This window comes from Virgibacillus dakarensis (assembly GCF_900155625.1).
Taxonomy (GTDB): Bacteria; Bacillota; Bacilli; order Bacillales; family Amphibacillaceae; genus Lentibacillus_C; species Lentibacillus_C populi.
Genome location: NZ_LT732553.1, coordinates 200,430 through 221,890, shown reverse-complemented (window position 1 = coordinate 221,890; position 21,461 = coordinate 200,430). Strand labels below are relative to the sequence as shown.

The window sequence follows — 21,461 nt, the reverse complement described above, 5'->3', positions numbered from 1 at the left end:
GAACCCGCCCCCTGTTCTACATTTCCCCACTACATTTTTCATTTTTCCAATTAATTCTACCTTTTTCCCCACAAGATGTCCAATTGTTGTTATAATGGGAGATAATACCTAATTTTTTCATCGACGGGGAGGTAAAACGATGGAACATTTTGTTACATGCAATGTTGAATATGACAAAAAAGTGAGCTTTGCGCTTCAGCAAAATCATGTTCCGGTTATCAAATATCTATCCATAAAAAATGTAAGCACTGAGAAGTTAGTTAATCTCACTATTGAAATTACATCAAACCCTAGTTTTTCTGAACAAAAAACGATCAACCTTGAAGAATTACGTCCTGAAGAAGTAGTTGAACTTCGTCCGGATATTGTTTTATCGGCAAATTATCTTGGCAATTTGGATGAAAGCATTACCGGGCACCTTGGAATAAAAATCTCATCAGTAGACAAACAGCTGTATCATGAACATCTTCCTATTGATGTTCTGTCCTTCGATTCATGGCCAGGATCAACAGTTTTGCCTGAAATCATATCAAGCTTTATTACACCAAACCGGCCTTTCATTATGGAAATCGTGAAACAAGCTTCTGAGATCATGCAAAAAAACACCGGCTCAAACGCGATGGATGGTTATCAAAGCGGGGATCCCAACCGTGTTGTTTCACAGCTTTCAGCTATTTTTTCCGCTATACTGTCTCACAACATTGCATATGCCAATCCACCGGCAAGTTTTGAAACAGAAGGACAAAAAATCCGTTTTCCTGATCTCATCAAAACGCAAGGTCTTGGTACATGCCTGGATTTATCATTATTATATGCTGCATGTGCAGAAGCAGTGGGTATCCATCCCATAATCGTCTTTTTCAGCAATCATGCATTTCCTGCATTTTGGTTAAAAGAGTATGCTGCTCCTGAAAGTTACCAGGATGATAAAAGTATACTGACTAAAAGTATTGCAAAAGGTATCAATGACATCATTTTGGTAGAATCTACGCTGCTGACTGATCAAAATGCGTCATTTAACGGGGCGGTTCATGCTGCGGAAAGGACGCTGACCAAGCCTGATTACTTTGACTTCTTTATCGATATTTTCAGAAGCCGTATCGGACAAATCAAGCCTATCTCTATCAAAATAGAAAGTGGTGCAAAAATCCAGGCCGCTCCACTTCCGGATGAACATGTCAAAATCAATCAAAACTTTGCCTTTGAGAAAGTCGAAATCATTCCTGAAAACGATACTGAGCAAAAACAACCGCAAAAAAACAAATTAATCTACTGGCAAAATAAATTGATTGACATGAGCCTGAGAAACAATCTATTAAACTATCGGATATACACGCAGGGTATTCCCGTTATATCCTCCAGCATTGATCAAATAGAAGACACATTAGCAATGGGAAAGAAAATATTTATATATTCCCTGCCAAATGAGCTTCGGAATCAAGTCAGAGATTTTAGAGACCAAAAAGTACTTCTCGATTCACAAATCCTGGCAGAAGATATGAAAAATGACCGGCTTCGTTCTACCCTGACAAGTGCAGGATTGGAAAAAGAACTTGTAAAACTGTACCGCAAAGCCAAAAACACGTTGGAAGAAACGGGAGCAAATTCATTATTCATAGCTCTCGGATTCTTGAAGTGGTTTGAACCAAAGTCTTACACCAAAGAGCGTTTTGCACCTATTTTACTTTTTCCTGTGGATTTGGTCAGAATGTCTGCTCAAAAAGGATACTACATACGTTCTCGGGATGAAGACGTGCAAATCAACATTTCATTGATCGAATATTTAAAGGAAAAGTTTGGAATCGATGCATCAAGGCTATATGACATACCGAAAGATGACCATGGCATTGATGTCAGGAAAGTACTGACAACGATGCGCCGGATGATCATGCAGATGAAAAACTGGGATGTACAGGAAGTCGCCAGCATTGGCGTATTTTCTTTTTCCAGGTTCGTGATGTGGAATGATCTTGTGAATCACGCCGAAGAGCTGAAGGAAAACAAGGTTGTAAAAAGCCTGATGAATGGAAGCTATGTTGGTGATCAGGATGATGCAAAGATGGAACCAATAACCGCTAAAAAGGATGAGGAGACGCAGGTGTACGCACCACTCAGTTCAGATAGCACGCAAACAGAAGCAATATTGGCAACCAGCGGGGACAACAGTTTTGTTTTACATGGTCCACCTGGATCAGGGAAGTCACAAACCATTACAAATATGATATCCCATGCGCTGGCAAAGGGAAAAACAGTCCTCTTCGTAGCGGAAAAGATGGCTGCATTAAGTGTCGTGCAAAAGAGACTAGCTGATATTGGCCTGGCAGATTTTTGTCTGGAAATTTATTCAAACAAAGGTCAGAAAAACGATATTCTTCATCAATTGAATAGAGCTTTTGAAATCCAGCATAAAACGGCAGGTACGGACTGGAATGAAAAGTTTGAAGAAATTAAGCTGCTCAAGAAAGATTTAAACCAGTATGTGCAAAATTTGCATAGACCAACAAATATCGGAAAAAGCATATACGAAATGATTGAGACATATGCAGGTATCGCAACACCACGTTATCTGATAAATCTGGATAGATCACAGATAATAAACATGGACGAGCTCACTTTAAAACGTTCAAAGCAATTCATTGAAAATGTAGCTGTTGCAGCAAAGGTATGTGGAGATGTTTCTGACAATCCCTGGATTGGAATCAGCCAGACAAATTATGCTTTAAGACTTCAGGATCTTGTTCAGGAACAACTAGCCGCCATTGCGTCAACTGCTCCCAAACTGCACTTACTGGAAAATACGCTGGAATCTTTTGGATTCATGGATCAAATTAAAAATCACGATTGGTATGTTCTTCTATCCAAGCTGGCTGCTTATCTCCAAGATATACCAAAAGCCGATTTGCGCTTGCTAAACGAGACGGAATTTGAACGGCTACTATCTGAAATGAGGGATACCATCAAACTTGGGAAACAAAACGACCAGGATCTGGCAAAGTTGGAAGAGCGTTTTGACAATAAGATTCTAGAAATGAATGCCGATACGCTAATGAAAGAATTAAGACTCGCCGAAAACAGCTGGATTCTCAAGAAAAAACTTGGGCAAAGCAAAATAACGAAAGAACTGAAGCAATATCTAAAAGCGAAAGAGAAAATTGACGCAGATCAATTGGAAAACATTATTACTACTGTTCAAGCGGTGCAGGAAAATCAAAAGGAATTAGCCCGACACGAGCAGCAAATGATACAATATTTTCCTGATTCCTGGTCCGCCCATGATTGGGATATAATCGAGAAAGATTTGGACTGGATGAACGCATTCCGATCAATCATTTTAACGTATAACCAAACACCTGCCTTTTTACATGATATTGCACAGCAGGTACAGCAACAGAAAAATAAGCTTCAGTCAGCTGAGATACAGCAGCAATTCACTGCATATACGGCCGATTTTGACGAGGTAATGAGCCACTGGCAAGAAATAGAAAACCAGTTAGGATTTAAACATATTCATGAACCAACTCATCCCGATTGGGCAGACTATATGCAACAAAAAGCAACAGCCCTTATCCAGGCTTTGCCGCTGCTTAAAGACAATTGTAAACTGGCTGCCGTTTTACAAGAGGCGGATAATTTCGGCTTACAGGCTGTCACTGCATCCTATCTGTCAGGCGATTTAAAGGACCATGAATTGCTTCCTGCTTTCTTATATGGGTTTTATCGTATCCGTATTGATGAAGAGATATCAAACAATGAATTCTTATCTCAATTTACAAGAGCAAGTTTTGAAAATGAAATTGACCATTTCTACAAACTGGACGATGAACTAAATGAGCTGACTAAACTAGAAGTGTATGTCACTTTAATGAATCGTGTTCCAAATCTGATGAACAACTTGATCCAGCATTCGGAACCAGGCATTTTACTAAAGGCAATTAAAAGTAAAGGTAGAGGCATTGCCATCCGAACTTTGTTTGAGCGAATTCAAAATCTCTTGTTAAAAATCAAACCTTGTATGCTGATGAGTCCTTTATCTGTCGCGCAATACCTTGATCCCTCTTTCCCGAAATTTGATTTGGTCATTTTTGATGAGGCTTCCCAGCTACCGACCAGTGAAGCAATTGGAGCAATGGGCAGAGGAAAAAATGTCGTTGTTGTAGGGGATCCGAAACAGTTGCCTCCTACCAGTTTCTTCAATGCACAACAGACAATGGAAGAGGATTTTGATTTACAGGACTTAGAGAGTGTCTTAGATGATTGCCTAGCGATACGTATGCCACAAAAACATCTTAGATGGCACTATCGCAGTGAACATGAAAGCCTGATTTCTTTTTCCAATAATCATTTCTATGAAAATAAATTAATCACTTTTCCATCAAGTGATGATATTCATTCCAGGGTGTCCTTTAGAAATGTTGGCGGAGTTTATGACCGGGGAAAATCAAAGCATAATAAAGTCGAAGCAGAGGCAGTTGTCAATGAAATTTTTACGCGTTTGAAGGATCCGGAAAGACAGCATGAAAGTATTGGTGTAGTTACATTCAGCCAGATTCAGCAGACGCTTATCGAGGACATGATTGACAACAGATTAAAACAGGATGAATCCCTTGAAAAATATTTCACAGATGAGGTTCCGGAACCAGTATTTGTCAAGAACCTGGAGAACGTTCAAGGGGATGAACGCGATACAATCCTGTTCTCTATTGGATATGGCCCAGATCAGAACGGAAATGTAACATTGAATTTCGGACCATTAAACCGTGATGGGGGTTGGCGCCGCTTAAATGTCGCTATTTCTCGTGCTAAAAGGGAAATGATCATTTTCGCTTCGATGGAACCTGACAAGATTAATTTATCTAGATCGAATGCACAGGGGATACACGCCTTAAGAGCATTTATGGAATTTGCCAAAAAGGGTAATGAACCTTTGCTGCTTGATCATCGAAATAACCATAGGAACAGGGATTCAGCAGTAATTATCCCCAAAATACAAAAAGCACTTGAAAATGAAGGATATCAAGTAGAGAGGAAAGTAGGCAGCAGTGATTTCAAGGTTGATCTGGCTGTAGTTGACAAAAACAATGATGGCATGTACCTTGCTGCCATACAAATTGACGGCTATCGCTATGCTGACCGTATCACGCCGCGCGACCGTAATAAGCTGAGTGATTTCATGCTCCACAAACTTGGCTGGCATACACTACATGTCTGGTCTATTGATTGGTGGTATGATGAAGCGAAACAAATTACCAGCATTATTTCCAAGGTAAAGGAATTGGAGCAGCAGCCACATGCAAAGCCGCGCTCAGTGGCAGCAATGCAGCAGCAAACAATCCAGGAAAAAATCAGTACACTCATCATCGAGGATCATCAGGAAAATACAGATGAATGTATATTTGAACCTGCCATACTGGATAGCGTTAGTTTGCCAAATGAATTTTTTTATACGTATGAAGGAATGCCGACGATCCAGGAGCAAATCAGCCAGGTGATTGCCCAGGAAGCCCCAGTTAGCTTTTCAAGCCTAACAAGGTCTATCATCAATGCTTGGGGATTTACAAGAAGCGGCGCAAAACTGGAAGCGGTTATCCAGAACGTCTTAAACAGTTTAAAGATTTATGAAACGAAGGAAGAAAAAGGACAGTTTCTTTGGAAAGACAAAGAACAAAACGAGACATATCGTCAGTTTAGGGTTAAGGGAAACTATCGGAGGACATTAGAGGATATAAGCAAGTTTGAGCTTGCCAATGGTGTGCAGCAAATCATGAGGACAGCACTCCGATTACCAAAGGCCGACTTAGTTCGTGAGATAGCTAAACAACTTGGATTCAATCGAACAACCAGGAAAACTGAAAAGATTTTGCAGGAAGCGATTGATTTGCAGATGGAAAGAGGGGTTGTTGCTGAGGATGGAGAAGGGAATGTTGTTTTGATGAAGTGATTTGGTTTGTGGAGTGTGTGCTTGTAGGATTGATATAGTGTATCTAGGTAGTGATTCATTACAACTTTTACAAAGCAAACAGCCGTAGAACCAGGGGTGAATTTGGTTCGCGGCTGCTTTTTGTGATTTTGTTGCAGAAGATAGTTGAGTATTATATCAAATTTATATAAAACTGAGTGTTTCAATATTTGTATACTTTATGGGGGAATGTACTGGTACCACCATCAAAATTCCATGCTTCCCCCTTGAAACAATGTCCCAATTATTAATAAGAAATCTTTTTCTCATATTTTTCAATCCGATTACGGCTAATGTAGACTCCGTTTAATGGCACACAGAACCATTGAATACAACAAAACCTTCATTAATTATGTACGTTTTAAATAGATAGAGCATGGAAGCAATTGCAATCGTGCATTAGTGTAAGGAATTGTTTCCTTTATCAATAGGACGTTGTAAACCGTTACCCTTATCCGTTAACCGCAGTATTTGTCTTAAGTGTATTGATCTTACCGTAAATTCACAGGCTTTCTTTCTACCCAAAATCGTCAACCCCCATCCCCAAGCGCTATATCAATCGTAAAAGCATACCTTTCATAAACCGGATCCGTCTTCGTTTCTTCATCCTCCAAAATCAAATAATACGTTCCCCGCTTATCGTACGCCTTTGCCCGGAAGACAAATTTTTCCCTTGATGTCCGTTCAGTTGCCTGGGATGACGTAGTCTCGGCAATAATGATATTTTCGTTTGATATACGATTACCTGCTTCATCGACAAAGTATAGTTTCAATCTGCGTGGCAGCATTTTCTCCGCTACTTTATCCATTTGGAAAAACTCCAAATACGTCACGGTATTCGTGATTTTCCTTGTAGGAGTAGTCAGCTTCACGTCCACTTTTGACACCGCGTTGGCTGATGATTTGCTCCGATCGTTTTTAAACGTAATCAAGGGAACGACAATCTCTTGCAGCATCGCACCACCATGCACATAATTGGCGCCTGACCCCTGAATGGAAAACCGGTTAATGCCTTTGGGAACCGTGACAAATAATGGCTTGTCCTGCTGCAAAGATAAGTCCATGGAGTAGGTTAACGTTCCTTCTACCGGTTCTTGTTGCTTGGAAATGGAAAATCTCCGGCTGGTTATAATCGTATTCTCTGGTTTATCCGGCAGTTTTTGGCTTTTTTCCAGACGATCCCGTTGATAAATAAAACCGTGATCAGCCGTTATAAGGATATTCGATGCACTGACCGTATTCACCAATCGATTAACAAGGGCAAGAATGTCATCAATCGCTTCCTCTGCTGCCTGAAAAACCTCCATTTCAGTATCGGAGTTATCACCGCGTGCATCAATCACATTGTGATAAACATAAATCACTTTTTTTCCGTAGAGCGTTTGACGTAAATCGTTCCGGTTCATGCTGACGATATCCTGATATTGAATCGCCAGTGCATCAGGTGTTATGTTCTGAAGGATCTGATTCCGATTCGCTGTACCCGCCGCATGTACTCCATCAAGTATTACTTTACCATCGTCCGTATAGGAGACTTGCTTATGCGGTAACAATGCAGCCATGCCCAATGCTGTGTAGGAAGGCAGGACACTTTGCATCGCTGTTAGCTTTGCTGTCGCACGCCTACCGTTATTCAAAGCGTCCGTCAATTCATTGGCAACCTCGTACCTTAACGCATCGGAAATAATCACAAAAATCCGCTCATCATTTGCCAGATAACCTTGTACGGAATGGTGATAAAAATCATTTTGCTGTGGGATACCTGGGATCGGCCATGTTTGATCAGTCGCACGTTCTTTACTGCCTGCCCACTTCATTGCTAATTCAGCGATAAAATGGTTCCCATAGATATTTTCCACTTTTTCACGCAATGGATAAAGTCGTTCCTTTTCCACTACTTGGTCATAAGCAACATAAAATTTTCGGTAAGCAGTGTCGATCCGGTAATAATCGTTCACATACGCTTGAAACATCTGACTGGACGATTGCTCCGGAATGAAGTGATCCAGTTTTTCCATATGCTTTTGCAATTGAACAGCTTGATATAAAGCCTCGTATTCATTCCGATATTCCGGATACCAATGAAGTCTGCGTCTTGTTGCGATCATCTCCAAATAGTGGTCGTAATGCTTCAGGTTATCCATTAACTGTTTAACCAAATAATCAATCACTTTTTCGTCAAATAGGGGGAATGCGTCCATCTCCACCATATGATGAACATCCCACTTTTCCGTATAAGACGCTGCCTGTGCGTTGTATGCTACGCTTTTCGCCAATTGATTAAAAACTTCGCGCTCGTCCTGGTGGTTCATCCATTGATCCATGAAAACAATGACGTTGGTTGGCCGGTTGCTTACGTATGGCTCCCAGCTATCCGGCAAATCCATCGCATTGCTTTGCTGCACAAGATAGGTAAGCACCAAAAACGTTAGTAACGATTGTAATGATTTCTCAGGTAATGTGTATCCATAATACCTCTCCACCAGCAGCCAAAAGGTTGTTTCGTCACCATACTTCTGGATATTATCCCATACTGTATGGTCGCCTTCTTTTTCTTTGCGCATTAAGTTCCTGATAATATCATCGATCGTATTAGTCGCGCTCTTGCATAGGGCGGCCAACACGGTAATATCAATTGCTTCTTCCGTATATGCGGTTACAGGATATTTGTAGAATACTTGTAAGCGGGATTTATTGTTAAAGAAGGCCTTATATTTCCGGAATATTTCTTTCAAACCATTATCGGTTATCCCCAATTCGCGCATAATGACCGTCAGTTTATCGGTCGCAAATTCCTGACCTACCTTGTACAAATCGTAAAGCCAGTCTTCGTGCGGACTTGGCTTCGGTCGATTGAAATAAAGCAAAAAATGGGAGGAGGGATCATTTTTCTCCAATTCATATTTGGTCGCGAATAAATTACGATCGGATACCTTCCAAACGCGCACATGATCGAGATGAATGTCATCAATGTCGCTAACGAATTCACCCTCTTCATCGTACCAAAACACGATATGCCGCTTTCGTCCATTGGTCAATTCTTTTTGGAAACAATCTTGTAATAGACGGTGTACTTCTTTTAGATTCATCTTGTCCCCTCCCTTATGTATGCAGGAAAGGAATTGCAATTGATACGCCAATCCCTTCCGCGCATTTCCTTATATTTTTGTAAGTAGATTCCCTTTGATCGGCTTTTTACCTTCACCTTGTGGAATCTCGATGTTTTGGAACTTAGCATAGTTTCCTTTTACACCATCATCCAAATCCAACTCTAATTTCTGGTTGGCAACATGTGCAATCAGCTGATCGTAATTCTGACACTCTAATACTTGTTTTTGCAATTTCTCTTTTTGCTTTTTCACCTTTGTCTGTTCTTGCTTGGATATGTCCGATTCGAGCATCATATCCAGCCGATCCATTTCTTCTTCGTATTTCCGCTGCTGAGCATGCAAATAGCCTGTTCGTACTCGTGCAACCAGCCCCGGCTGATAGCGATGCATGTATACGAGTGCTTTGAATCCATCCTGTTTTCCACTATCAAACAACCAGTAAATTGGGCGTTTTTGATAAGTCTGCACATGGTCTTTATAAAATTCCTTCAAGAAGTACCGGCGAATCCGCTGTCTGGATGTTTCGTTGGCTTTTCTAGTTAGCGTATCGGCAATGAAATCGAGATTTTCTTCCAAATTGTCTTGTCCATATATTGTTTTCATAATCGTTATAAGACGGGTAACAATATCATCTTCAAAGTAAACATCATCTGCAATCGGAATGACATTATCGGCATCTGGTTGAAAAGATTGATACTTGTCTAGATCAAAATCGCCACCTGCAAATGCTAATCCTTCCTTGTGTAGTGAATAGCGTCCAAGCATTAAACCTACCGAATAGGAGAGAAACGATTTCACATCCCGAACCTGATCCGCCCGATTGACCGTGACATCTTTATCTTCTACTTCTGGTGTTAGTTCGTCTTGCAACCCATATAGATCGATAAAAATCCGGTTGAGTTCTTCCTCGTTCGCTTTTAACGTTTGAAATCTGTTTTCTGCCACCTGTTGCCAATTGATGAAAGCATCGGAAAGTTTGGTTGCTCCTTGCTGAAATTCCAGGAATGGGTGGGTTTTGAAATCCCAGGATGTTTCAAAGGAATCCCAGTCGGATTTTGCGGTTTCAATGTTATCATTAACTAGATTATTTACGTTAATAGTATTGCTCATTTTTATTGGAATATTGCTAATATGTCCTACCTCATAATTTACAGTTGGACTTAGGAAATCCAGGATTCTCATTGCTATTTTACTATTTGTCAAACCTAAGATATATAATAACTGCTCTTTCTCAGCAAAAATTGAACATCCCGCAACATCAAAAATAAATCCTTTGGGAATTATTCTTGTAGAGAAACCACCTATTGTAACTTTTGACCAACTAACAGACTCTTTAAAATAATAATCCATATTTTGAGGTCTTGATTTTAGCTTACCTTTCTCACTCTTAAAATTTCTAATCTCATATCCATCATTTTTCCAATTTACAACATAGTAATTATTCCCATAGTATTTTCTGTATTCTCCGCCTTTGTTATAAGGAAACCATTTCAATTTAGAGTGATTGGCTACCTCCCTATTTTCCAGCTTAAACCCAATTTTATTTAGATGTAGCTCATGCCAAAACCTTAAAAATCTATCATTACTTCCTGTTTGCAATCCGACTTTTAGTTCTGAAGTTTCACTTAATTTTTTTTCGTTTTTATAAATATCAATAATTGATTCTGTTGCATTATAAGCTATTGGACAACCTTGAATCGCATAATAATTTTCCTGATTATTTTTATATACATTAAAGCCATTAAAAAATAACTTTCGTTTGTTCTCATTATTTTCTACAGAGCTTTTTTTAACAAATAACTTTTGGTAAAATCCAGTATAATTTTTTATATACGTCTTGCGAAACACGACGCTAACCGTACCAAAGTCCGAACCAAATACACCTCTTCCTAGATGTAGGAGATCAATTATAGTTTCCCTACAAAGTAACTTTTTTCTATACTCCTCGTATGATGATAAATTCATCCATGTTGGTATATTTATAAGTGCATAATAACCATCTAAAGTGGTAAATGTAGAACACTGCTCCATAAAAACAGTGCTTAAATCCCTTTTGGTAAATGGATAACTTTCATTCACATATGCTTGAAGTATTTCATTCATTCCACTACTACCCATATAAGGCGGATTCGTCACAACCACATCATACTTCCTAGCTAAAATCACCGCCTGATCAATCAACCGCTCCACAACAGGCAATACATGATCGTTAAAGTCAATCGCAAACATGTCATCCGTTTTAGCTTCTTTCAACACATTTGCCCGTTCCTTCAAACCAGTAAAATCAATCTCCGGAACTTCAATAATCGAACCGTACAATCTTCCATCCTTAAATGTATCGATTAACAATTCAAAGTCCTCACTCAGGTCGGTATCCCCAACAAATATATCAACATCCTGTTCCGTAATCACGTTACTTTCCTCAATCCAATGTAAATTCGTATTAATAGGAGAAGCAAAAATACGAGAGTTATAGCTTCGTGCTTTCATCATAACGGAAAAATAGGCAAGTTGTGCTGCACGTGGATCGATATCCAATCCATACAGATTATTTTCCAGAATTAATTTGGGAATATCCTGTCCCCGGTAGCCTTGCGATTGATATAACTGATAAAACACTTCAAATGCATACACAAGAATATGCCCAGACCCCATACACGGATCGATAAATTGGATCGATTCCGGTTTTAAGTCTCGATCTTTTAATCTCTCCAACTGCTCCACCACATACTCCGGTTGCTCCGCTGCTTCCAAATAATATGGAAGCTTTTCTTGCAATGCATTATCCGGATGCGACTCCAGCCATAAACGACCTAAAGCGTTATCTACCATATATTGGACAATCCATCGTGGGGTAAATAACTCCGTTGCTGCCGGGATATTTTCTTTCGTGATTTTTTTATTTTTCTTCAGTGCTGCAAACACTTCATCTTTCTTTTCCGATATGTAGTATTGATATAACCAGCCAATAATTTCGACTTCCTGCGTCCAATCGTCTTCCTCAATTAATGTCACCATATCATGAATAACCGACGTTTCCGCTAACAGCTGATTCGGAAGCAATAACTCGGTATAGTCCTCAATTTCTTCAAACATTATAGGCATCATCTCGCCCAGCTTATTACATTGCTTGATCAATATATACTTGAATAAATCCTCATCATCGTTCGCATCCTGCAATTCGTATACTTTTTGCTCATCAAGGTCCAGATCATCCACCAACATTAATACCTCGGTCATGGCATCGGGTTCCGTTTTTCCTGGTTCAATTGAGGAAAAAATCCGTACCCCGGTTGGCAAGTAATCATTAACTTCCATAAACCGTAATGCAATAAACCGGTTAAACCATGTATAGGCCACCTCATCGATTACTTGCTCGTAGCCTTTTTGTTCAATTTCATGAATCAGTTTTTCCCGTTGTTTAATTTCATATTTTTTATAAAACTTTTGATTAATTAAGAAGCCATCCTGGTAGACTTCCGCTTCCTTGACCGCTCCTTCCGTAATCCCCAATTCAAATGCTTTTTGCGCGACGGCTTCCATTAGCTTGTTTCGGGCCGTAACCGCAAATTTTTTGATCGCTCCCTTATCCATGATCGTTCCTCCAATACTTCCAACTAATAACAGGCCAGGTTATTAACCAATATAACTTGGAAATTCATTTGTCTGTTTCATATATTCATATGCTTTTTTAAGCGAATCACGTGGTTTAATCCGCTTTTTAACAGCCTTTTCATATTCACGAATCCAATCTTCAACGCGCTGATAACGCATGACCATTTGCAGCAAAACATAAAGCCTGATCTCGCTGGTATCATGCCTACTATAGTGTTTGTGATAATAACGAATAGCTTCCTTGTATTCCCCCAATGAGCTTTGTATGATAAAAATCAATTCCACAACATGATCTATGTAAAACTCCTTATCATAGTCCTTGGGTGTCTTATGAAAATCGTCCACATTTCTACGTGTTGATTCTTTTTTCTGCAGAAGATGGTCTGCTTGTTTAACCACTTCCTCTTTAAGCGGGGCATTGTCCAATGTCTCGAAAAAAGCCTCTGATAAGGAAGCTGTTACCTCAACAGGATCTAAGTCATAGTCAAGCATCAGTGATAACGACTCAGGAATCCATTTCTTTGGCTCGTCCACCCGTTTTTTCATCATGACGACCCGTTTTAAAAACTCCGGTTGCGGGATCTTTATGGTGTAGAACGGCTCGTCACTAGCGAAAACGTAATGTCCAGATGCATAACAAAACAATTTGTACAAATCTTCCATTAATGACGTGCTCACTTTTGCATGTTTATCTTGATTGGATATTTCCATGACCTGTTCAATCAGTCGTTTAGCTGTAAATCGCCAGTTGGAACGTTCTTTTTTTGGAATGATGCGATTTGGAGCGATATAATTTTGTTCACGCGCATTTTTGATAAATGACCTTACTTCCCGTTCAACACTGGCGAAATCCAAATTTTTCACATATTGCTTCGTACCTTTTCTTGCCTTTTTGAATGCATCCGGATCTTGAATCAATTCATCTAATTCCTTGCCTTCCCGTACTTTTTTGGGGATTTGCTTGTACATTTCCACGATCAGGTATGCCAGTTCATCTTTTTTCCTTTCCTTTAATATAGTCCGTAATTCATTTACTTTCATCCTCATCCCCTCCAAAAACTCTGATCATGATTCATTTAGCATTCAGACATAATCAATTCCAAACAGACATTTATCATAGAGAAACTGATTAATCTTGCTGTAATCATTGGTTTCGTAAAATGCTGATAACCGTTCATTGAATTCTTCCAATTGATTTTCCGGAACCGTAAGTATCCCATTGCCGTTCTCGATAAGTATTTTATTAGCGCAAATGGTACTTGTTCGCTTATTTCCATCCCAAAATAATTGTGATCGCATTCCCCATAGCATATAGGTAATCGCTCGTTCCGTTTCATTTTCAATCTTTAGTAGGTCGTCTAATTGTTTTTTGACTTCCTTTTCATCTGGGACATCAGGTTGATACGCTACATCCGTAATCCCCACATTTCCATACCGTAATACTCCCCAATCAAGACTTTCATTGTAGGACACATAGCCGTTTATTTTCTTGGCAAAATCCAAATCAAATGGAGTTTTTAGATGATTCAGTACATACCTCCATGCGTTCCTTAGATTAAGGATCGTTTGTACATCATCCACGCTGACGTTCGACACCGAAACGCCTTCCATAATTGTTTTCGTTTGCGGAAAGGTCACATTAATGCCTTCCAATCTTGCGCTATTATAAATGGCGCGAACAAGAACTTTTTTTGCTAAAAATATATTTTCTTTTTGGCTCAATGTATATTTATTTTTCATTATTTTTTCACACTCCCCCTCTTCATTGGCCCCGCATTATACCAAATGAATCGTCGTATCCTCATCCAATTCACGCAATAATGACTCGCGCAACTCTTCCACAAATTGATCCACATCATTGGTCGACTTCAGCGTTTTTGTTCCTTTGATCACTAGGTTCTTGCTAAGTGTCTTTGTTTTTCGGTGTTTTATCGGTGGCGTTTTAACCTGTTCGACTGGCTCCACATTTGAATATACCGGTGCAGATTCGGTAATGTGCGTTGCCTGGACCGCGGCTCTTTCATTTTCCCGCTCCAATTCATCCAGACAGCGTACTTTAAGCCGGTCACTTTCCACCTGCATGGCCACAGCTTCATATAAATTATTTGTATGGTCAAGACGTTCTTCCAAAGTCTGGAATCGAGATCGGAATGTTGCGGCAAACTTTTGCTTCAAGTTCTCCTTTTTCGCTAGTTCATCCATAACGGTTTGTAGGTCAGCTTGGATCGTTTCCCGTACCGGCTTGCATTCTTCTTCCAGCAATTCAACAAATGCCTCATCAAACGCATGATATAATCCCGGCAATTCCTGGATCCGATCATAAGGCTCTGCATGATGCACAATCCCATCCATTTTTTCCACGAGATCATTTACTTGATTGTCCGTTACATACGTCCGGTTATTCTCAAAAATGGTTAATCGCTTCTTCGCTTGATCGTATTTATCTTGCTGGTTTTCAAAGAAATCTTTTACTTCCTTAACATTATACGCATATGCTTGTAAATCATGGCGCAGTTCACGCAACTTTTTAAACCAGGTTGCTGTGTCCTGAACTTGCACGACCGACTCGATGACCTTTTTCCCTTCGGCAAGGACGGATTCCCCAGGGTAATACGTATTCCGGTAGTTTGCCAGTAAATCGGTGAGTTTTTCTTTTTCCAAGTTTAGTAACTCATTAACCTTATGCTTCATCCCGTCCTCATCGGTTGGAACCGCTGAAATACCAAATAATTCTTTACTTAAATCGCGGACATTTTTCAATAAAACAGGAGAAATCCGCTTCCGTTTTTTTACAACAACTCGATCTACATAATCCCGTTTCGTAACATAATCGATCAACCGGTTGTCTTCCAATTGTAGCTCACTGCTATTTAATTGAAATTTAACTTCCTGTGCTTTAAATAGTTGTAATAAAAAGGAAGTTGTATCCAGTTCCAACCAACCATATGGCTGCTGTGCAAAATACGTCGTTATGCTTTTCACCGTCATCGGCTGGTTACGGGCTGTTAAACGGTCTACATAATTGTCTACTTCTTTGATAGCCAAATGATTGGGCTCGTCACTGTCGTCCATTGAAAGCTGCGTTGATTCGGTAATAATCGATTGCAGTTCTTTTGGTGTATCAACAAATTCGTTGACATAGTCCAACTTGTTATAAAGTGTTTTAATTAATGTACGAAATGCGTCATTAATCCGCTCAGCCGGGGCTTTCTTGTTGATGCTCAATTGCTGTGAATTCACGAATATATCCGCATGTTTTAAAGCTTCGGTTACATACGTCGTAATCCGCTCGCGTCGTTCGGAGACTTCCCGCGATTTACGTGTCTTAATATCTTCAACTGCCTGTGATACAGCGGTTCCGCTCTTAATTTTTAAATAGGCTTGTATTTTAAGAATCTCTTCCATTTCCTCCAGATAGGAGGTATCAGCAGGAAGTTTAAAAATCACATTGTTTTCGCGTAACGACATCATTTTCAATTCTGAATGGCTATAATCCATCGAGGCATCCGCGTATGGCGTCAATACCCTAATCCCAATGTCATTGGATTGTGTCCGGACGGGGCGATCGTCAATAAATGCGTTAAATGAAAAATGATGCTTCGCGGAATAACGGTATTTTTTATCCTTAAAGATACCATCGAATATCTCTTCACCGATTTTTAAAATGATTTCGGATGTCTCCACATGCATATTTTTAATTTCCCGGTTCACATCTTGCTCATCATTGGTCAAAAAGATATAATCGTCGCCATTTTTTTGAATCAACGTTTGTCCAATCAAACGTGTGAGCGACTTCTCAATCTTCTTCTTTAACTCCAATTTATCTGTATCAATATGATCGACCATTAGCGTTGCGATATTTTCCAGGCTCGCTGGCAGTTCTTTTACATATTTAATCAAGAACAATAGTTTCAATACATCCATATCGTACGGTTCCAGTTTTTCATTATTTCCCGCTTGAATAATAACGGTCCGAATACTCGAATCCAAAAACGTTTCAATGGTTTCATAGAATGCCGAAAATGGTACCAATATCCCTTCCGCTTGATTGGCAAAACGCATGGCCGATTCCTGAAAGGCGCTTAGCAGTGAACGTTCCCCTTCCGCTAAGTGTTTACCGGAAGCACCATGAATCCTGACACCGGTAAATACTTTTTGCAACAGATTAAACTGATACGGAACAAATGGGTACACATCGATGAAATCTGCCTGACTCTGAAACTTCTTCATTTCCGCACTTTTTTCCGTAAAGGTTAATAGGTTTTGCAAAATGAATTGGTTTTTCCGGTAGACTTCTTCCAACGTTTCTGCCCCCGCTTCGTTCTTTGTCAGGATACGCTTCTTGATCACTTCATCAACGAACGCACTTGATAGACTCAGCTTTGTGTCAAAGCGTCCCTGGATTTTGGAAAAGTCGTTTCCTTTTACAGTCAGGACAGAATCAATATCTTCCTGACTCGTTACAGCAATCCAGGCCTTCCCTTTACATTGCCTGCCGAATTCATGAACAATCGTTTGCAAGTTGAGCATCGCATTGGAATTATCGCCAATATACTGCCCGACTTCATCGATTAAAAACGCCACATGATGATTTTTGCCTTTTTGCCCAATATATTCTTTTACACGTTTGGCAAAGCGCTCAATACTGATTGAATATTCCTGCTCCGCACGCTCAAACCAATTGCGTGCAGTCTCCTCGCTCATTTGCGTGGATTTGGTAAGTGCCGCAATGATGGCATCTTCTTCATAGTAAAAATCTTCCCGGGATTCCTCCCATTCGTTACCGGAAATCTCCCGGAAATTTGCCTTAAACGTTTCGTACGTTCCATCGTTATGCATGTTCCGTTCTATCTCAGCAATCCAAGGAATCGCTCCACAAAATCCTTGCATTTCATTAAACACCTTATTCAACACTTTCACGATCGAATCTTTATCCGCCATCGAATCCGATTCACTTTTGGCATCAATGTCAAACAGAACGACATCCGTAGTAATCTCGCCCGCTTTTTGCATGTTTTCCCGTATCTGCGGGTCCTGGATTTTATCATCAAAGTAATCGATCGCACGCTTGCCATTAATCTCCCGGTTTTCAATTAAGTAGGATAGTATTTTAAGAAAGTGCGATTTACCTGATCCGAAGAACCCAGAAATCCAAACGCCAATCTTGTCAGTTGGTTCCTCGATCCCTTTTCGATAAGCAGCGAAAAAGTCACCAATATGTTTATGCAATTCATCGGTAACCACGTATTCTTCCAGTTCCTGTTGAATATTTTGGTTATCATGCTGTCCAACTTTGACAACACCTTTAATGTCACGATCAATTTTTCGATCGAACATGTTTCTAATCTGCACGTCAATACCCCCTAATAGTCCACTAGCTGAAACGCACGATAGTAATTATCGTCTTTAATTTCACCAAATAATTGCAATTCCTGACCATCGTAACGTCCAGGAAAAAATAGTACGACCGGAATTTGCCCAACTGCTTTATATAAATTGTTTAAAATGACATGAGAACGAATAATCGGGAACACCTTACCAATACCCGTTATAAAAATGATGTCGTTTTGCTCGACGCGCTCTGCAATATATTTGATTACCAAGTCATTATTCAAAGTGAGTCGTAGTGCTTTTCTGGTGGCATTTAGCACGTGCTGACTGTCTTTTTTTTGTTCCATCTGAAAATTCTTTTGCAGGTACCCTTTGCCATCCAGTATTTCTAGTACGACTTCATATAAATCAAACTCAGTAATGCGCTGATTCGAACTATCCTTATTAATCCGTTCTTTTAAAAAGGCAACATGATTGCGGATAAGCATCTCATGCTCCGGCTGGTAATCAAAAATGTGGTAGCCAATTTCATTCCCAAGCCCTTTATTCTCGCGGAAAGAAGGGCTTGTGATCCTTGGTAATATTTCGTCAAGTCGTTCATTGATTGTTTTCAAGCTATACACCACCTTCCCCGACAATGGTGTTAATGATACGCTGTTCATCTGTACTTCTGATATGATCTAAAACATCCGGATTCATCAATGGAATTTGTATTTCTCTGTTATGTTTTGATAGCAAGCCTGCTTCAAATAGAATCCGTACATATACCTGTTGTAATTTATAAAAAGTATAGTCTTTCCATTTTGCAACGGTTTCGCTTTGCTGTCGTTTCGCTTCAAAAAAGGCATTAAAATCCCGATCTTCGAGTGTTGGATCTTGAATAACAAGCTTTTCTCGAAACACTTCATTCATAAATTCGCAGAAAAGCCGATCTGTTTTTAGAATGGCGTATAAGACGATTAATTTGCTTGTGGTTATATCAGCCGTGACTATTTTGTTTAATAGTAAATCATCTAATGTTTTCAGCCGCTTCAGTATGGTTGAGGCAATTTCTTTTTTGCGTGTTTCCGTTTTTACTTGGAATATGTTTTGGTTTATGACTTGATCTCTAATTTCATCTTCATTAAAACCTTGCGTGTAGAATTCCGTAAGCTTTCGTGTTTCCCTATAGAAAAATGGCTTGGATTTTATGGTTGAACGGTATTGTCGTTGATTGTTCAAATTACTCCATTCCTTTAACGGTTGTTAGTGCTATTTTATCACGGATTGGTGGGGAATGGTATACTTGAAAATGTAGGGGGATAGGCAGTTATTGAATCCCGGTGCTTCTTCGTTTTTCACTCTCGTTTTCACATAAATACATAGTTCTCTTCTGAAACCAATATGATATAATTAAATATGTTCTCAAAGCAGGAAGGGATGAAACCCACCATCGGATCCTGCAGTCAGTATTTTCCCCTTTGAACTATTATTTAATATTTTGTGTCTGCATGCCGGCAGCAGCCATAATTCCCTTGTAAATCTTGATGTGGTATGATTTCTGGGGATAAAGCAATCCATCCCATACAGCCATAATTCCCCTGTAAACCTTGATGTGGTATGATAAGCAAGAATGAAGATGGCTTTGCGTGACTGCCATAATTCCCCTGCAAACCTTGATGTGGTATGATTTCTACAGATGCCGCTTTACGGAATTTCTTGCCATAATTCCCCTGCAAACCTTGATGTGGTATGATAGGAATACGATTTAAAAGTAGAGCTAGAATGCCATAATTCCCCTGCAAACCTTGATGTGGTATGATCATCGCGCAAATCATTCAATTGCTCTTCATGCCATAATTCCCCTGCAAACCTTGATGTGGTATGATAACCGGGAAGCAGGGCCGATGCTTGTAACGGCCATAATTCCCCTGCAAACCTTGATGTGGTATGATTGTAGAGATGTTCAATAAATTAAATGTCGAGCCATAATTCCCCTGCAAACCTTGATGTGGTATGATGGTATCCTAAACGTAGCAACAGATGTACGTGCCATAATTCCCCTGCAAACCTTGATGTGGTATGATCGTGCTAGTTCCAACACCACATGCGAATAGCCATAATTCCCCTGCAAACCTTGATGTGGTATGATTTAGGTAGGGAGCAAGAAACAAATATTTTAGCCATAATTCCCCTGCAAACCTTGATGTGGTATGATATTGCTAGGAGAAGAGCTTTACAATCAAGTGCCATAATTCCCCTGCAAACCTTGATGTGGTATGATTGATGATTGTGGGAACATATTCAATGCTGAGCCATAATTCCCCTGCAAACCTTGATGTGGTATGATATTGGCAAGCATCAACAGGCAGGTGGAGTCGCCATAATTCCCCTGCAAACCTTGATGTGGTATGATTGATGATTGTGGGAACATATTCAATGCTGAGCCATAATTCCCCTGCAAACCTTGATGTGGTATGATCCATAGCCGAGGATAAAAGTGCTGAAATTAGCCATAATTCCCCTGCAAACCTTGATGTGGTATGATCGAACGTTACATCAAACAGTCTAGCATATCGCCATAATTCCCCTGCAAACCTTGATGTGGTATGATCTTCTATATTTACAGCATGCAGGGATTTATGCCATAATTCCCCTGCAAACCTTGATGTGGTATGATATCATTGACATTCGGACAAGAGAATTACCAGCCATAATTCCCCTGCAAACCTTGATGTGGTATGATTCATTTCTAGAAGAAAGTTTGCATTTTTAGCCATAATTCCCCTGCAAACCTTGATGTGGTATGATCAAATAACCAATCACAATTCGATGAAGCTGGCCATAATTCCCCTGCAAACCTTGATGTGGTATGATTACAGAAGGAATGAACATGTATGGGAATGTGCCATAATTCCCCTGCAAACCTTGATGTGGTATGATCTGATGCAGTGGAAAAGATCAAAATAGAGGCCATAATTCCCCTGCAAACCTTGATGTGGTATGATAAGGTTATTGGACAGGACACACCGCCAGAAGCCATAATTCCCCTGCAAACCTTGATGTGGTATGATCTTCTTCCGCCTTTGTGTGGGCCGCGACAAGCCATAATTCCCCTGCAAACCTTGATGTGGTATGATGTCTCCTTATGCGGGATAACGTGTGTACCGGCCATAATTCCCCTGCAAACCTTGATGTGGTATGATCAGATATTGACACCTACGATCAATGACAATGCCATAATTCCCCTGCAAACCTTGATGTGGTATGATTCCCTAGTATTTGATACAAAGTTAGCAAGTGCCATAATTCCCCTGCAAACCTTGATGTGGTATGATGAGATGAGCGTTGCCCAGGTACGGATTATAGCCATAATTCCCCTGCAAACCTTGATGTGGTATGATAGCGATATGAATAGATTTGTTCAAATCCGAGCCATAATTCCCCTGCAAACCTTGATGTGGTATGAT

The 21,461-nt window shown here is 39.9% G+C and carries 8 protein-coding genes and 1 CRISPR repeat array (1 of these 9 only partly in view); of the genes, 1 reads left to right on the top strand and 7 read right to left on the bottom strand.

Going from position 1 to position 21,461, the window contains the following annotated elements:
- The first annotated feature begins 139 nt into the window (after positions 1-139).
- A complete protein-coding gene (locus tag CZ382_RS01215) occupies positions 140-5,938 on the top strand; it encodes a DUF3320 domain-containing protein (RefSeq protein ID WP_088049434.1) in 5,799 nt (1,932 codons plus the stop codon).
- A 548-nt stretch (positions 5,939-6,486) separates the two neighbouring features.
- Here CZ382_RS01215 and pglZ read toward each other — a convergent pair.
- From pglZ to CZ382_RS01180, 7 genes are all read right to left on the bottom strand, one after another.
- Entirely contained in the window at positions 6,487-9,045 is a 2,559-nt protein-coding gene (pglZ, locus tag CZ382_RS01210) for a BREX-1 system phosphatase PglZ type A (protein WP_088049433.1), read from the bottom strand.
- A gap of 69 nt (positions 9,046-9,114) precedes the next feature.
- Positions 9,115-12,660: a BREX-1 system adenine-specific DNA-methyltransferase PglX gene (gene pglX, locus CZ382_RS01205; protein WP_088049432.1), complete on the bottom strand. Its 3,546-nt coding sequence runs from the start codon at positions 12,658-12,660 to the stop codon at positions 9,115-9,117.
- Positions 12,661-12,702: 42 nt separating this feature from the next.
- Complete coding sequence (locus CZ382_RS01200; protein ID WP_088049431.1) at positions 12,703-13,722, bottom strand: hypothetical protein; 1,020 nt, start codon at positions 13,720-13,722, stop codon at positions 12,703-12,705.
- Positions 13,723-13,764: 42 nt separating this feature from the next.
- A complete protein-coding gene (locus CZ382_RS01195) occupies positions 13,765-14,421 on the bottom strand; it encodes a Fic family protein (protein ID WP_088049430.1) in 657 nt (218 codons plus the stop codon).
- Positions 14,422-14,457: 36 nt separating this feature from the next.
- The gene (gene brxC / locus CZ382_RS01190) at positions 14,458-18,033 is read right to left on the bottom strand and encodes a BREX system P-loop protein BrxC (RefSeq protein ID WP_088049429.1); all 3,576 of its coding nucleotides are present in this window, start codon (positions 18,031-18,033) and stop codon (positions 14,458-14,460) included.
- An 11-nt stretch (positions 18,034-18,044) separates the two neighbouring features.
- On the bottom strand, positions 18,045-18,626 hold the full coding sequence (locus tag CZ382_RS01185) for a DUF1788 domain-containing protein (RefSeq protein ID WP_088049428.1): 582 nt from the start codon (positions 18,624-18,626) through the stop codon (positions 18,045-18,047).
- 1 nt (position 18,627) lies between these two features.
- Positions 18,628-19,233: a DUF1819 family protein gene (locus tag CZ382_RS01180; protein ID WP_088049427.1), complete on the bottom strand. Its 606-nt coding sequence runs from the start codon at positions 19,231-19,233 to the stop codon at positions 18,628-18,630.
- Between the two features lie 281 nt (positions 19,234-19,514).
- Positions 19,515-21,461: a CRISPR direct-repeat array (repeat unit 36 nt; unit sequence GCCATAATTCCCCTGCAAACCTTGATGTGGTATGAT) (it continues 264 nt past the right edge of the window).

What these genes read in the sequence shown, in the direction of transcription:
- pglX (WP_088049432.1), bottom strand. Translation starts at nt 12,660, where the DNA reads ATGGATAAGGGAGCGATCAAAAAATTTGCGGTTACGGCCCGAAACAAG.
- CZ382_RS01215 (WP_088049434.1), top strand. Translation starts at nt 140, where the DNA reads ATGGAACATTTTGTTACATGCAATGTTGAATATGACAAAAAAGTGAGC.
- CZ382_RS01200 (WP_088049431.1), bottom strand. Translation starts at nt 13,722, where the DNA reads ATGAAAGTAAATGAATTACGGACTATATTAAAGGAAAGGAAAAAAGAT.
- CZ382_RS01195 (WP_088049430.1), bottom strand. Translation starts at nt 14,421, where the DNA reads ATGAAAAATAAATATACATTGAGCCAAAAAGAAAATATATTTTTAGCA.
- pglZ (WP_088049433.1), bottom strand. Translation starts at nt 9,045, where the DNA reads ATGAATCTAAAAGAAGTACACCGTCTATTACAAGATTGTTTCCAAAAA.